Origin of the sequence: Ornithinimicrobium carbonis (assembly GCF_050703245.1) — a bacterium.
Classification (GTDB): domain Bacteria; phylum Actinomycetota; class Actinomycetes; order Actinomycetales; family Dermatophilaceae; genus Ornithinicoccus.
On the sequence record NZ_CP192647.1, the window covers coordinates 1,231,126 to 1,245,274 of the forward strand.

Annotated in this window: 14 protein-coding genes and 1 pseudogene; 7 read left to right on the forward strand and 8 right to left on the reverse strand. The window is 72.5% G+C overall.

Annotation, left to right across the window (positions count from 1 at the left end; all coding sequences use genetic code 11):
* Window positions 1-654 carry an RNA polymerase sigma factor gene (locus ACQ95T_RS06265; protein ID WP_425940304.1) on the forward strand — a complete coding sequence of 218 codons (654 nt, stop codon included), beginning with the start codon at window positions 1-3 and terminating at the stop codon, window positions 652-654.
* A complete protein-coding gene (locus ACQ95T_RS06270) occupies window positions 651-1,457 on the forward strand; it encodes an anti-sigma factor (RefSeq protein ID WP_425940305.1) in 807 nt (268 codons plus the stop codon). The genes ACQ95T_RS06265 and ACQ95T_RS06270 overlap by 4 nt, the downstream gene beginning before the upstream one ends.
* On the opposite strand, the gene ACQ95T_RS06275 is transcribed toward ACQ95T_RS06270, so the two are convergent.
* From ACQ95T_RS06275 to ACQ95T_RS06290, 4 genes are all read right to left on the reverse strand, one after another.
* The gene (locus ACQ95T_RS06275) at window positions 1,452-1,787 is read right to left on the reverse strand and encodes a DUF1905 domain-containing protein (RefSeq protein WP_431473658.1); all 336 of its coding nucleotides are present in this window, start codon (window positions 1,785-1,787) and stop codon (window positions 1,452-1,454) included. The two genes, ACQ95T_RS06270 and ACQ95T_RS06275, sit on opposite strands and share 6 nt — an antisense overlap.
* Window positions 1,777-2,685: a DinB family protein gene (locus tag ACQ95T_RS06280; protein ID WP_425940309.1), complete on the reverse strand. Its 909-nt coding sequence runs from the start codon at window positions 2,683-2,685 to the stop codon at window positions 1,777-1,779. The genes ACQ95T_RS06275 and ACQ95T_RS06280 overlap by 11 nt, the downstream gene beginning before the upstream one ends.
* A gap of 133 nt (window positions 2,686-2,818) precedes the next feature.
* Window positions 2,819-3,175: a DUF202 domain-containing protein gene (locus ACQ95T_RS06285; protein WP_425940311.1), complete on the reverse strand. Its 357-nt coding sequence runs from the start codon at window positions 3,173-3,175 to the stop codon at window positions 2,819-2,821.
* Window positions 3,175-3,540 (reverse strand): YidH family protein, encoded by a 366-nt coding sequence (locus tag ACQ95T_RS06290; protein ID WP_425940313.1) that lies wholly within the window; start codon window positions 3,538-3,540, stop codon window positions 3,175-3,177. Before ACQ95T_RS06290 ends, ACQ95T_RS06285 begins: the two co-directional genes overlap by 1 nt.
* 349 nt (window positions 3,541-3,889) lie before the next feature.
* Here ACQ95T_RS06290 and sqr point away from each other — a divergent pair, with 349 nt between their 5' ends.
* The 4 genes from sqr (at window position 3,890) to ACQ95T_RS06310 (ending at window position 7,533) form a co-directional block, all read left to right on the forward strand.
* Window positions 3,890-5,128, forward strand: a complete 1,239-nt coding sequence (gene sqr, locus ACQ95T_RS06295) for a type III sulfide quinone reductase, selenoprotein subtype (protein WP_425940315.1) — start codon at window positions 3,890-3,892, stop codon at window positions 5,126-5,128.
* A gap of 8 nt (window positions 5,129-5,136) precedes the next feature.
* On the forward strand, window positions 5,137-5,451 hold the full coding sequence (locus tag ACQ95T_RS06300; RefSeq protein WP_425940316.1) for a TusE/DsrC/DsvC family sulfur relay protein: 315 nt from the start codon (window positions 5,137-5,139) through the stop codon (window positions 5,449-5,451).
* Window positions 5,452-5,482: 31 nt separating this feature from the next.
* Window positions 5,483-6,136 (forward strand): DsrE/DsrF/DrsH-like family protein, encoded by a 654-nt coding sequence (locus tag ACQ95T_RS06305; RefSeq protein WP_425940317.1) that lies wholly within the window; start codon window positions 5,483-5,485, stop codon window positions 6,134-6,136.
* A gap of 287 nt (window positions 6,137-6,423) precedes the next feature.
* Window positions 6,424-7,533 (forward strand): PLP-dependent cysteine synthase family protein, encoded by a 1,110-nt coding sequence (locus ACQ95T_RS06310; RefSeq protein ID WP_425941014.1) that lies wholly within the window; start codon window positions 6,424-6,426, stop codon window positions 7,531-7,533.
* A 170-nt stretch (window positions 7,534-7,703) separates the two neighbouring features.
* Here the strand turns inward: ACQ95T_RS06310 and ACQ95T_RS06315 are convergent, their stop codons facing one another.
* From ACQ95T_RS06315 to ACQ95T_RS06330, 4 genes and pseudogenes are all read right to left on the reverse strand, one after another.
* Window positions 7,704-8,126: a VOC family protein gene (locus ACQ95T_RS06315; RefSeq protein ID WP_425940319.1), complete on the reverse strand. Its 423-nt coding sequence runs from the start codon at window positions 8,124-8,126 to the stop codon at window positions 7,704-7,706.
* A gap of 253 nt (window positions 8,127-8,379) precedes the next feature.
* Window positions 8,380-9,663: an HNH endonuclease signature motif containing protein gene (locus ACQ95T_RS06320; RefSeq protein ID WP_431473659.1), complete on the reverse strand. Its 1,284-nt coding sequence runs from the start codon at window positions 9,661-9,663 to the stop codon at window positions 8,380-8,382.
* A 1,856-nt stretch (window positions 9,664-11,519) separates the two neighbouring features.
* Window positions 11,520-12,083 (reverse strand): DUF421 domain-containing protein, encoded by a 564-nt coding sequence (locus tag ACQ95T_RS06325; protein ID WP_425940323.1) that lies wholly within the window; start codon window positions 12,081-12,083, stop codon window positions 11,520-11,522.
* 117 nt (window positions 12,084-12,200) lie between these two features.
* A pseudogene (locus ACQ95T_RS06330) lies at window positions 12,201-12,526 on the reverse strand (putative quinol monooxygenase).
* 280 nt (window positions 12,527-12,806) lie between these two features.
* Between ACQ95T_RS06330 and ACQ95T_RS06335 the strand changes: the two are divergent.
* Entirely contained in the window at window positions 12,807-14,099 is a 1,293-nt protein-coding gene (locus tag ACQ95T_RS06335; protein WP_425940327.1) for a DUF445 domain-containing protein, read from the forward strand.
* Window positions 14,100-14,149 lie beyond the last annotated feature (50 nt).

Here is a 14,149-nt window from a genome sequence, read left to right on the forward strand (position 1 = left end):
ATGAGCACACAGACCGCGCTGGCCGCCCGACCGACCTGGGGGGCCATGGCTGACGTCGCCGCCCCCGGGCCCGCCCACGACCGGCTCCACGGTCCCGGCCACGGCCCCGAGCACGACCGGGCCCACGACGAGGCGCTGATCGTCCAGGCCTGGACGACCGGGGCCGAGGACGCGCTCGAGCTGGCGTACGCACGGTGGGGCGGACTGGTGCACGGCCTGGCCGCGCGCGCCGTCGGGCACACGGACGCCGAGGACGTCACCCAGCAGGTGTTCCTCTCGGCCTGGCGCGGCCGGGACGGTTTCGACCCCGCCCGAGGACCGCTGGGGGCCTGGCTGGTCGGCATCACCCGCCGGCGCATCGCCGACGTCCTCAGGACGACGTCCTTCACCGCCGAGGTCCCGTCGCTGCCGGAGGACATGCCGCTCTCGGACGAGGGCGCCTGGAGCGCCGGCGACTCGACCGACCTCATCACCGTCTACGAGGAGCTGGAGCGCATCGGTGAGCCGCAGCGCTCCATCGTGCTGCTCGCCTACGTCCACGACCACACCCAGCGCGAGATCGCCGAGCTGCTCGACCTGCCGCTCGGCACCGTCAAGACACACACGACGCGGACGATGAAGCGCCTGCGCGACCGGCTCGGAGGTGCGCGGTGACCGTCCACGACCTGCGTCGCCCGGCCAACCGCCCGGCCGAGCTGCTCCGCCGCGCGGGCGACCTCTCCTCCGACCCGCCCCCCGAGGTGTGGGACGGGGTGGTCGCCGCCCTGGAGGTCGACGCTCCCAACCCCGCTCCCGGGGCGGAGGCCCCGACGCGCCGTCGGCCGGGCGGCCGCGTTCGTGCGGGGACGCGGTCGCGTCACCGCCGGGGCGCCGGCCCTGCGGGGCAGGACGTCCCGTCGAAGGGTCCGGGAGCGCGGTTGTTCGGCCTCGGGGGTCCGACCGGGGCCGGTCCGCTCCTCGCGGCGGCTGCCGCCGGAGCCGTGCTGGCGTCGGCCGGGCACTGGGTGCTCGACGCCGGTACCGGTGAGAGCTCCGGCCAGGTCCTCGCCGCGGCCGGCCTCGGCCCGGTGGTCGAGGTGAGCGAGGCCGACGGTCCGCCGACGAGCGCCCGTGCCGAGGTCGTCGAGGTGGACGGACGCCGCGTGCTGCGGGTCGACCTCGACGGGCTGGTCCCGGTCCCCGAGGCCGGCAGCGGGTCGGACGACCCCGCGACCGGCGCGTCTGCGGCATACCTGGAGGTGTGGTTGCTCCGGCCCGACGTGAGCGGCATGGTTACCCTCGGCGTGCTCGAGGGCGGCCGGGCCGAGCTGGTGCTGCCCGAAGGCGTGTCGATCGAGGAGTACCCCCTGGTCGACGTCTCGGTCGAGGCCGTGGACGGGGACCCCGCGCACGGCGGGCAGAGCGTGCTGCGGGGACAGCTGACCGTCGGTCAGGGGTTCACCGCGCTGGGGTCATGAGTCCCAACGCAGCCACACCTCCGCGGTGACCACGTCCCCGAGCCCGACGTCCTCGGCCGCCCGGACCGCGTCCTTGAGGGGGACGACGAACGACCCGTGGCGCGGCCACAGGGAGGTCGTGAACGAGGTGCCGCCGATCCGGCCGGTCACCGGCACCATGCCCCAGCCGTAGGTGATCTCGCGGACCACCGCGTGCAGCCAGTCCGCGTCGGCGGGCGGCAGGACGAGGAAGTGGAAGGGCGCCGGGCCGCGCCACTCGACCACCTCGCCGGTCACGGTCAGGTCGGGAGGGGTTGCGGGGACCGGCACCCGTCGGGCGTCAGGGGGCATCGACCGCGGGTATGCCGTGGGGTGGCCCGGCGGGGGCGTCGTCGAGCCCGCGCTCCAGGACGTCGAGGTCGCGCTCGGCGAACAGCCGGTGCTCCCACTCCTCGCCCACCACGCCCTGCAGCAGACCGCGGACGGGATAGCGGTCGGGCGGAGGGTAGCCGGGGGCGTCGACCGGTTCGGTCCGGCCGGCGAGGTCGGTGTCGGTCAGGTCGCGCAGGACGTCGGCCACGCGCCGGCGCCGGTCGTGCCAGGCCTCGAGGGCCTCGTCGAGGCTCGGTCGGGCGTGGGGATCCCAGGGCAGGCCCGGGTTCTCGCTCTCCTCGTCGTGCGGGACGATCAGCGGGTGGTAGGGAGCCGGGTCGCCGAGGAGGGCCCGCAGCACCCAGGCGTCGGTAGCGAAGACGAGGTGGCGCAGGGTCTCCACGAACGACCACTCGCCGGCGACGCGCTCGTGGACGAGGCCGGAGCGACGGGCCTCGAGCGCGCGGGCACGCTCGACGGTGCCCGCCCACAGCTCGTCGAGGCGGGCCCAGGCGGTCCGCAGCCCGTCGGCGTCGGTGGCCCGCATGAGCCGGCGGTCGGGATGACGGCGGTCGAGCTCGGCCTCCACGAAGGGGACGACGTCCACCCCGTTGACGGACAGCCGGCGCAGGTCGCCGGAGATCTGGACGTCGTGCAGAACCGCGCCGGAGATGACGCTGTGCTGCAGGTAGACGTTGGAGAACCGCGAGCCGCTGAGGTCGACCAGATGGAACCGGGCGCCGGCCAGGTGGACCTGGTCGAAGAGGGCACCGTCCATCCGGGTCCTGCGGAACGTCGGCGGGGAGCTCGCGGGCGTGGGCGCACCGTCGGGCGTCGTCGGGGACTCGTCCGGCCCTGCCTCGGGGGACGTGGTCATCCGGTCAGGCTAGACCCGGGGTGTCCGGCCTGTCAGCGGACAAGCTGCATCGAGCGGCACGGAGCTGGGCGCCGGGCTGCCGACCTCTCAGCGCAGAAGCTGCACGGAGCTGGGCGCCGGGCTGTCATGCCTCTCAGCGCAGAAGCTGCACGGACGCGCTGATCAGCTCGCCCAGCGCGAGGGAGGCGGTGACCACGGTGACGACGGCGGGCACCTTCCCGTCGCTGAGGATCCGGTTGAACTGGGGCTCGTCCGGATGCGTCCAGGAGTAGCGCCCGCTGCGCAGGGTCACGCTGACGACCCAGGCGGCCAGCGCCGCCGCGACGAACGCCGGCAGGAGCACCGTCGGTCCCAGGGTGGTCATGGTCAGCCGCCCCACGGTCAGGGCTCCCACGACCAGCGCCAGACCGGTCCGCCTCCAGGCCAGCGCGGTGCGCTCCTGCTGCAGCCCGGGGTCGCGGGTGAGGCCGCCGGCAGCGTCCTCGCCCATCAGGCCCGCAGCAGGCTCGCGACGAGCAGGACGACGCCGGCGACCCCCACCCCGACGACGACGACGATGCCGGCGGCGTTGCCCGGGAGCGGGGCACCGGTGCGCATGGCCTGCTCGGTGTGCACCCACCCGCGCCACGCGTGGTAGGCCGCCGCGAGCCCGGTGAGCGCGAGCACCGCCGCGAGCGCGGCCTGGGCCCGGTCGTCGATCCGCAGGGGGAGGGCGTCGACCGCGGCGGCCACGGCGAGCAGGGCCAGGGAGGTGCGGATCCAGGCGAGGAAGGTGCGCTCGTTGGCCAGGCTGAACCGGGGGTCCGGCTCGTCGCCGGAGCCGTAGACGGAGCGGGGCCAGCGGGAGTAGGGCACGGTGGTGATGGTAGGCGACGGGGTCCGTGAGGGGCCTGCCGCCCGTCCTGCCACGGCTCTTCCTGGATCGCCCAGCCACCTCCTCGTGCGTCCCCGACCCCACCGCTCCGCGGGTCCCCGACCCCAGCGCTCCGTGGGTCCACGACCCCAGCGCTCCGTGGGTCCACGACCCCAGCGCCCCATGGGTCCACGACCCCACCGCTCCGTGGGCCCCCGACCCCACCGCTCCGTGGGTCCCGAGCCCACCGCTCCGTGGGCCTCGACCCACCGCACAACACCACTACCTAGTGTCGTAAGTCACGTCCTCCGAATGGGGTAAACCGATACCCGCAGGGGTATCGTTGAGGGCATGAACACACTCCTGATCCTGGGGGCTGGAACGGCCGGGACCATGGCCGCCAACCACCTTCGTTCGACCCTCGACAAGGACGCCTGGTCGATCACGGTGGTGGACCAGGACACCGAGCACCGCTACCAGCCCGGATACCTCTTCATCCCCTTCTGGATGAAGCCCGAGCGGGTGGTCAAGGACCGCCGCGACCTCATCCACGACGGCATCGAGTTCGTCGAGGCCGGCATCGCTCGCGTGCACCGCGAGGACCGCCAGGTCGAGCTGGTCGACGGCCGCCGGCTGTCCTACGACTGGCTGGTCATCGCCTCCGGCACCCGTCCCGACCCGACCCTCGTCGAGGGGATGGCCGACGGCTCGCTGTGGCGGGACAAGGTCCACGAGTTCTACACCTACGAGGGGTCGGTGGCGCTGAAGAAGTCGCTCGCCGAGTTCACCGGCGGCCGCATCCTCGTGCACATCACCGAGATGCCGATCAAGTGCCCGGTGGCCCCGCTGGAGTTCGCCTTCCTGGTCGAGGACCACTTCCGCAAGCAGGGCATCCGGCACAAGGTGGACATCACCTACGTCACCCCGCTGGACGGGGCCTTCACCAAGCCGGTGGCCTCCGAGGAGCTGGGCGGGCTGCTCAAGGACCGCAGCATCCGGCTCGCGCCCGACTTCGCGGTGGAGCGGATCGACAACGAGGGGCAGAAGCTGGTGGCCTACGACGGGCGCGAGCTGCCGTTCGACCTCCTGGTCACCATCCCGCCCAACGTCGGCCAGCAGTTCATCATGGACTCCGGGCTGGGTAACGACGCCGGTTTCGTCCCGGTCGACAAGCACACGCTGCGCTCGGTGGTCGACGAGCGGATCTTCGTGCTCGGCGACGCCAGCGACATCCCCACCTCCAAGGCCGGGTCGGTCGCGCACTTCGCCACCGAGGAGTTTATCGACAACTTCGTCGCCGCCACCGAGGGCCGGGAGCTGCCGAACTCCTTCGACGGTCACGCCAACTGCTTCATCGAGTCCGGTCGCGGCCAGGCCATGCTGCTGGACTTCAACTACGACACGCAGCCGCTGAAGGGCAGCTTCCCCGTCCCCATCGCCGGGCCGATGACGCTCCTGAAGCCCTCGCGGGTCAACCACCTGGGCAAGCTCGCCTTCGAGCAGATCTACTGGAAGATGCTGCTCCCCGGTCACAAGCTGCCCGTCACCAGCCACATGTCGATGGCCGGCAAGCGCCAGCCGAAGGAGTGAGAGCCCCGATGCCCACCAACACGCTCAACGACCGGACCTTCGAGGTCGACGCGGAGGGGTTCCTGACCCGCCGCGACGACTGGAACGAGGAGCTCGCCGCCGACCTGGCCGCGCTCATCGGGATCGAGCTGTCCGAGGACCACCTGGCCACCCTGCGCTTCATGCGCGAGGACTCGGCCGTCACCGGGGTCACCCCGACGCTGCGGCGCATGCAGACCGTCGGCGGGTTCGACATCAAGACCCTGTTCGCCCTGTACCCCGGCAAGCCGGCCAAGAAGATGGCCTGGCTGTCCGGTCTGCCCAAGCCCGTCGGCTGCGTCTGAGCGACCGGATCGACGAGGAGGAGAGCCACCCATGAGCACCACGACCACCACCCGCACCACGCCCCCCGCGGGCTTCATCATGCCGGACTTCGGCGACAAGGGCCGGGCCGCGCCGGTGTCCACCAACGGGACCACGGGAGAGGCGACCGCCACCGAGAGCGCCGGCGGCACGTCATACTCTGGGCCGCGCAAGATGGCCTTCATCTGCTCCAAGGGCAATCTGGACATGGCCTACCCGGCGCTCATCATGGGCAACGCGGCCCTGGGCGAGGGCGTGGAGGTGCACATCTTCTTCACCTTCTGGGGCCTGGACATCGTCAACACCAAGACGAACGACAAGCTCAAGTTCACCCTCTCGGGCAACACCGCGATGCACATGCCCGACCTGGGCCGGCTCAAGCCGGGCATGGAGCACGTCTCGATGCCGCAGGCGCTGGGCAACCTGCCCGGGATGACCGGCTTCGCCACGAAGATGATGAACAAGCAGATGGAGGAGCAGGAGATCCCGACGATCCCCGAGTTCCTCGACCTGCTGCAGGCCTCCGGCGCGCACATGTACGCCTGCCGGTTGACCTACGACATGATGAAGCTGCTCGAGGCCGACCTGCACCCCGGCGTCGAGGGTGTCATCAGCGCCGGCGACTTCATCGACATCGCCGAGGGAGCCCAGGTCGTCTTCGTCTGAGGACCATCCCCAGCCCGCCGCCGCCGACCCGTCCCTGCCCGGTCGGCGGCGGCGCTGTCGTGGCTGCCGTGAGGTCCTGTCGGATCCGCGGCCGTGCCGTCGTGGTGCCGTGAGGCCCTGTCGTCCTCGGCCGTGCTGTCGTGGCCGCCGTGAGGTCCTGTCGGTCCGCGGCCGCGCCGTCCGGTCCGGCTGCCTGCTCCGCTAGCGTCGTCCGTGTGAGCACCAAGGCCCGCCCCACGACAGCTGCGCACGCACCGCATACCCCCACCCCGCCGCATATCCCTCCCGTGCCGAAGGCCCCTCCGGCCGCCGTCGTCGACCGCAGTCCCCGCCGCCCGCACGACCGGGCCTGGATCGACGAGGCGGTGCGCCGCCTGAAGGCGGATGCCAACCGCAGCGCCGACACCCACCTGATCGCGCTGACGATGCCGGCGGGGTGGGACGTGAGCGTCTACCTCAAGGACGAGTCGACCCACCCGACGGGGAGCCTGAAGCACCGTCTCGCCAGGTCCCTGTTCCTCTACGCGCTGTGCAACGGGGCGATCCACGAGGGGACCACGGTGATCGAGGCCAGCTCGGGCTCGACGGCGGTCAGCGAGGCCCACTTCGCGCAGATGCTCGGACTGCCGTTCGTCGCCGTCATGCACCGCGACACGAGTCCCGAGAAGATCGCGCTCATCGAGCGGGAGGGTGGCAGCTGCCACCTCGTCGACGACGCGGGGGAGGTCTACGACGTCGCCCGGGAGCTCGCGAGCCGGTACGACGGCTACTACATGGACCAGTTCACCTACGCCGAGCGGGCGACGGACTGGCGCGGGAACAACAACATCGCCGAGTCGATCTTCGAGCAGATGGCGCTGGAGCCGTACCCGGTGCCGGAGTGGATCGTCGTCGGGGCCGGGACCGGGGGGACGTCGGCGACGATCGGCCGGTACGTGCGCCTCCGCGGACACCGCTCGCGGCTGTGCGTGGTCGACCCGGAGGGCTCGGCGTTCCTGCCCACCTTCGCGGGGGAGGAGGTCCCGCCACAGTGCGGGTCACGGATCGAGGGGATCGGCCGGCCGCGGGTGGAGCCCAGCTTCGTCCCCGCCGTGGTCGACCGGATGATGGGGGTGCCGGACGCGGCGTCGGTGGCGGCGATGCGGTTCCTCCAGGAGCGGACGGGACTCTGGTGCGGTCCCTCCACCGGCACCGCGCTGTATGCGGTGATGCGGCTGGCGTGCGAGATGCGGGCGGAGGGTCGGGCCGGGTCGATCGTCACGCTGCTGTGCGACGGCGGGGCGCGGTACGGACGGACCTACGGGGACGACCGGTGGGTGGTCGATCACGGCTGGGACGTGCAGCCGTACCTCTCGGTCATGGCCAGGGCTTGGGACGAGGGGGAGTGGACGGGTTGAGGTAGGGGGTGGGGTGAGGCAGGGGGTGGGTTGAGGACAGCCGCCCGGGTGGTTCGTTGTCGACCCGGAATCGGACGGGGTTGGCCGGGGGCGGTCGGTGGGGTCCGTTGTCGACCGGGTCCGGCGAGATCAGACGGGGCCGGTCGGTGGGGCGTCCGCTGCTGAACGGGTCAGGCGGCCTCGTCGCCGCCGATGTTGACCATCCAGCGGATGCCGTACGCGTCCGTGCACATGCCGAAGTGGTCTCCCCACGGCGCCTGGGTCAGGGGCAGGTCCGCCGTCCCGCTCGTGCTGAGCCGCTCCCAGTATCCGCGGAGCTCGATCTCGTCCTCCGCCGGTCCGCTCAGCGAGATCTGCACGTTGTCTCCGACGGTGACCTCCATGCCCGGTGGGGTGTCGGACGCCATGAGGGTGAGGCCCTCGTCGGTGACGAGCATCGCGTGCATGACCTGGTCGGCGGTGGCGGGGTCCTCGCCCATGCCGGACGCGCCGAACGTGTCGATGGTGAGATGCCCGCCGAAGACGGTGCGGTAGAACTCCATCGCCTCCCGTGCGTTGCCGGTGAACGAGATGTACGGGTTGAGCGTCGTCATGATCTCTCCTGGTCTCGGCGCGCGCCGGAGCATCGGCGCCGGGTGGTTCCTGACACGGTCCTCCTCAGGTCAGGTGTGCACAAGCCCCCGGGGAGGAGAAGAGGGGGAGCTCCCCACCGGTCCTGACGCTCGAGCGCCCACCTGCGCAGCGTCCGTCTGCCGTTGTGACCTGGTCTGCTGGCGGGGGAGGACTGACAGGACGGGCCGGTTGAGATCGTGCGGTTCCTGCCCGCCGGCGGCCGCCTGTCCGCCATCAGAAGGGTGGGGGTCCGTAGGTGCGCTTACCCCAGGGGTTGGCGGGTCCGTCGGGGCCGTTCGTCGCCGTCGGGTCGTCGGTGGACGGGGCTCCCTCATGGTCTGCCGAAGCATCGGTCTGCGGCGTGGTGGGGGTGGTGGTCGTCCAGGTGGTGGGGTCCAGGGACTGGTGGGTCGGGGTGGGCCAGGCAGGTCCGGAGGTGAGGTCGGCGTCGGTGGTCGGGGCCGGGGGTCCCCAGCGGCGTCGACCGTCGGGGTCGGTGTGGGTGAGGGTGGTGGCGGCGTCGGCGGTGAAGACCTGGTCGGTGTCGCCGCGAGCGTGGCCGGCGCGGCCGCCGTCGTGGTGGGGTCGGTGGTAGGGGTTGTCGTAGGGGGTGAGGTCTTCCTCGGCGGTGGGGAGGGGGTCGGTGGGTGCGCGGTGGCACAGGGCGGTGTAGATGGCCTGGTCGATGGCCTCGGCCCGGGCGGTGCGGGGGTCCTGCCCGCCGTTCGCGCCGGCCGCGCCGGTGGTGGTGGCCTGGGCGGTGGCGTGGTGGACGGTGGCGATGGCGGTGTTCAGGAGGGTGGTGTAGGCGCGGTGGTCGCGGACCCGGGTGGCGTAGATGCGTCCTAGCAGGGTCTGCCAGGTGAGGTTGCGGTGGGCGTCGATGGTGGCGTGCCAGTGGCGGGCGGTCTTGAGGTCGTGGTGGGTGGTGCACAGGCATTCCAGGTTGCACAGGGTGGTCGCTCCGCCGGTGGCGTGCTCGTGGACGTGGTCCAGCTGGGCGTAGATCGCCGCTCGGGTGCAGCCGGGGGCGCGGCAGGTCCCGTCGGCGGCGATGGCCTGGGCGCGCATGTGCGCATCGGGCTGGTAGGCGGTGGTGGAGCGTTCCACGCACCGCCCGTCCAGGGGGTCGACCACGAGCCGGTGCAGGGTGGTGCCCGGGGTCAGGGCCAGGTCGGCGATGTCGGTGGCGTGCAGGAACGCGGGGGTGGTGCCGGTCGCCTCGGCCACCGCGAGCAGCATCTCCTGCCCATCGCCGGGTGGGTGCGCCCCGGGTGGGGCGGTCCCGGGCGGCGTGGCCGTCGCCGGTGGTGGGGTCGTGGGTCGGGGTGGTGGTGCGGCGGGGCAGGGGCTGGTGGTGCACCGGTGGGGGTGCTCGTGCCCGCTGCCGCTGTCGCTGCCGGTGCTGCTGTCGCTGCTGGTGGTGGTGCCGGGGAGGAGGTGCCAGGGGAGGATGACGTTGAGGGTGGCGGCGGGCAGGCCTTCCAGGATCGCGGCCAGGGCGGTGATGTGCTCCACGCTGACCTGGTCGGGGTCGGTGGGCGCCTGGGGCAGGTTCAGGGTGCCGTGCAGCAGCAGGGCGGTGGCGGTGTCGGCGCGCAGCTGGGCCAGGGTGCGGGTGTTCGCCGTCGCGGCGGGCGGTGCGGGCGGCGGCGTGCAGCCGGTCGATGAGGGCGGTGGCCTGGGTGGGGGTGGCGGTGATGGTCACGGTGGCGGTGCCGTCGTCCTGGATGCGGGCGGTGGTGTCGCGGGCGGCGCGGGCGCCTGCCCGGGCGGCCCGGGCGGAGGTGTCGTCGCCGCGGGTGAGCTTGGCGGTCTCCCGGTCCAGGGCGTGGTGGTAGGCCCGGTGTCCCCAGGGCAGGGTGGACACGGTCCCGGTGGGGGTGAGGCGCTCGGTGGCGACCCGGTCGGGGTCGGTGCCGAGCATGACGTGGGCCAGGTGGGCGGTGTCGGCCACGTCCAGGCCGGCGCCGTGGGCGGTGCGCCAGCAGCGGCGCACCAGCCGCCACGGCACGGTCCCGGACCCCAGCGCGTCCAGGACGGGGCCGGTGATGGCGGGTGGGGCGGTGGCCAGGGCGACCAGGTCGCGGGCCTCGCCGATGCCCCACCCGGACGCTGCGGACAGTTCGTGCGCGGTGGCCGAGCGGGACCGGGCGGCCCACCGGTCCCGGGCGGTGGGGGACAGCTCGGCCGGGTCGGTGGCGCCCTTTCCCGCCAGCAGCAGGGCGGCGTTGGCCGTGGCCAGCTGCCCGGTCGCGACCACCAGCGCCCCTTCCAGGCGCGCGCCCAGGTCCAGGAGATCCTCGATCCGGTCCAGCACCGCCTGCCCGGCCCGCCGGGCCGCACCGGCGTCCGGGACACCCACCCCGCACTCACCGCCCTCGCCCGGACCGGCTGCGTGCCCACGGACAACACCGTCAGCGTGGCCGTCGGCGTCGGCGCGGCGCCGCTCCTGACTGCCCGTCGCGCCCGCCCCGTCGGTAGGGCGGCTGGCGCGGGTCGTGGTCGACGGGGCGATCTGCGCCAGCGACCGGCCGGTGCGGACCGCGGCCAGGGTCGTGGCCGCCGAGGACAGCAACGCCACCGACCCCGCATCCAGACCCATCTCGGACAACACCGCCCGCAACCGCACCTCCACCGGCTCACCAGGACCCGAACTCACCGGCACGGAGTGGAAGGCACTCTCCGAGGCCTCCGGCCCGCGGTCCTCCAGGATGCCCGCCGAGGTGCCGTCCTGGGCGTGCGGCCCGGCGTGGTCCTGGGTCTCTTGCGTGCCCGGTCCGGGGACCGCCGAGGGGGTGGCCCCGGTCGGTTCGTGCAGCTCCGGCCGGGGGTCCACGTCACGGGCAGCGTCCGGTCCCGCCTGGGCGGGGATGGTGCTGCCACCACCGGTCCGGGGGCCATCCATCTCCACCATGACCCGGGCCCGGGTCAGCGCCACCGAGGGCACGAAGCAGAGCAGGCCCAGCATGACCTTTTCCAGCGGGGAGTCGCCCGGCCTCTCCTGCCCAGCCGGCTGCACCGGTGCCCTCATCGCGACCTCCCTCCCCAGGTGCGGACCGTCGCTGCGCTCCAGGCCCTCTCGATGCACCCCATGTTAGGACACGTGTACGACATACCCGCGTCTCCAGACCCACCCTGTGCATCCTCGGGGTCGCGCCCCCGAGGATGTGGGGGCCGACATCTCGGCAGCTCCGCAGCTCCGCATACTCGCACCGCACGTGCACGGACCCTCGGCTCTCCTCCCCGGAGCTGCCGGCGCGCATCACCGACGACCTCACGGGCACGACCCCGCACCCCTTCCGGCGCTGCCCTCGAGCCGACCTGGATCAGTTCTTCGAATCGTTCCCCGCCACGCCTCGGGAGAAAAGGTGTCAGGCCTTTCCGTCGTCCGGCTGCGGCAGTCCCGGCACGTCCGCTGCCTCGTCCGCCAGGCCCGGGACGTCGGCCAGGGCGGACCCGTCGCCCAGGCTCTCTGTCGTGATCACGCTCAGCGATCCGTCCGGCTCGAGCGTCACGGCCGCGACCGATGCCAGCGACCCCGACCCGCTGGTCCGCACCGCCTGGAGCACCTCCGAGGGCGCCACCCGGCTGCGTCGCAGGGCATCCTGCAGGAGCTTCCCGTCCCGCAGCACGAGGGTCGGTTCCGCCGTGACGAACCACCGGCTGCGCGGCCAGGTCGAGGTGACCTTCGCCATCACCCACTGGGCGCCGACCAGCAGCAGGATCCCCGTGGCCACGGACGCCCAGCTGGTCGAGGGATCCAGGACCCCGGTGGCCAGCAGCGACCCGATCGAGACGGTGACGACGAAGTCGAACGCGTTGAGCTTGGTCAGGGTCCTCTTGCCGGTCGCGCGCAGGAGGACTACGACCGTCAGGTAGCAGGCAAGGCCCACGACGAGAACGGCGTACAGGTCGGACCAGCCGGTCAGCCACATGGGATCTCCTCCGATCGTCGATACCCGCTCGGGCCAGGGTTGTGGGCGAGGCTCACGGGCCAGCGTGCCCTATTCAGCGGCCAGCGTGCCCTGTCCAGCCACGAGGCGCGCGACGGGTCACTCGACCCGGATCTCACCCATCTCGTCCCACCCGTCGCCCTCGACCTGGCGGGAGACGATCTTCGGCGTGGCGTGGCGGTGAGGTACTGCGGCCACTCGCGCCCCACCTTGGCGAAGTGCTCGGACTGGACGTGCGGACCGGCGCCGTCGTCCTCGAACGCCTCCACCAGCACGAACTCGTGGGGATCCTCAAGGCTGCGGGACCACTCGAACCACTTGTTGCCCGGCTCCGCGCGGGTCGCCTCGGTGTACTCCCGGACGATCTCCGGCCACCGGTCCGCGTGCTCGGGCTTGACGGGGAACTTGACCACGATGAAGTACATGTTCCGATCCAACCACCCCGGACAGGAGCGGGTATGCCGTGGGGCGGGGCGCGCACGGGCATCCCGTTGGACGAGCCGCGCACGCGTATGCCGTGGTCGCCCGCCCACGGGCGTGCCGTTGGACGAGCCGCACGCGTATGCCGTGGGCGGGTGGCGCTGGTGCGGGACGCGGGGTCTGTCGTCCCGACGGAATACGGTGGTCCTGCGCACAGGTTGATCCACCGGCACCACCGCACACCCCGGACCGCACGAGCGACCGGACACGAAGGGGACACGAGCAGTGACGCTGACCACCGAGCGGGCCGAGCCTCCACGCACTCCGTCGAGCCCCGTCACCCGCACGACCGTGACCGACGAGCAGCGCCGTGCAGGGTTGCGCCGCATGCGCGGGGTTGCCACCGGGCTGCTCGTGCTCATGGCGGTGATCTGGGTGCTGACGCACGGGCGGGACGGGTTCTGGGGTTACGTCAACGCCGCCTCCGAGGCGGGGATGGTGGGGGCGATCGCCGACTGGTTCGCGGTCGTCGCCCTGTTCCGCCACCCCCTGGGGCTGCCGATCCCGCACACCGCGCTGGTCCGCCGGCGCAAGGACGAGCTCGGTGACAGTCTCGAGCAGTTCGTCAGCGACAACTTCCTCACGCCCGAGGTGCTGCGCGAGAAGATCCTGGACGCCCGCGTCATGCTGCGGCTGGGCGAGTGGGTCGCGCGGCCGGAGAACGCCGAGCGGGTCGTCGGTGAGGCCTCACCCTTCCTGCGGCGGCTCGTCGAACGGGTCGACGAGCACGAGCTGCGCTCCCTGGTCGACGACGTCCTGATCCCGCGCGTGCGGCGCGAGGACCTGTCCCCGCTCGCCGGGCACCTCCTCGAGCGGGTCGTCGAGGAGGGCGCCCATCACGGTCTGGTCGACCTGGCGGCCCGCGAGCTGCACGCCTGGCTGGCGCTGCACCAGGACGAGGTCGAGATGATCGTGCGCTCCAGGGCACCGCTCTGGTCACCGACCTGGGTGAACGACCAGGTCACACGACGCGTCTACCAGGAGGTACTGCGCTGGGCGCGGGACATCAAGGACGATCCCCAGCACAACGTCCGCGCAGCGATCGACTCCTACCTGGCCGAGCTCGGTCACGACCTGCAGGAGGATCCGCGCACGGCCGACCGCTTCGAGCGGCTCAAGGAGCGGCTGCTGGACCACCCGCAGGTCAGCGACACCGCGGTCCGGCTCGGGGAGACCCTGCGCAGCTCGATCCTCGAGGCGCTCGACGACCCCTCCGGCCACCTGCGGACCCGGATGGAGACCGAGCTGAGGGCCTTCGGCGAGCGGTTGCAGCAGGACGAGGCGCTCAGGGGCCGGCTGGAGGAGTGGACGGCCGACACGGTCGTCTCGCTGGTGGCCAGGTACGGCCCTGAGATCACGTCGGTCATCTCCGGCACGATCCGCCGCTGGGACGCGGCCGAGGCCTCGGACAAGATCGAGCTGCACGTGGGACGGGACCTGCAGTTCATCCGGTTGAACGGCACCGTGGTGGGCGCCCTCGTCGGACTGCTGATCCACACGGTCTCGCAGCTGCTCTGACCGGCACCCCGGGGCGCTGTGGAAAACCCGGAGGGCGGTCCGGCGTTTCC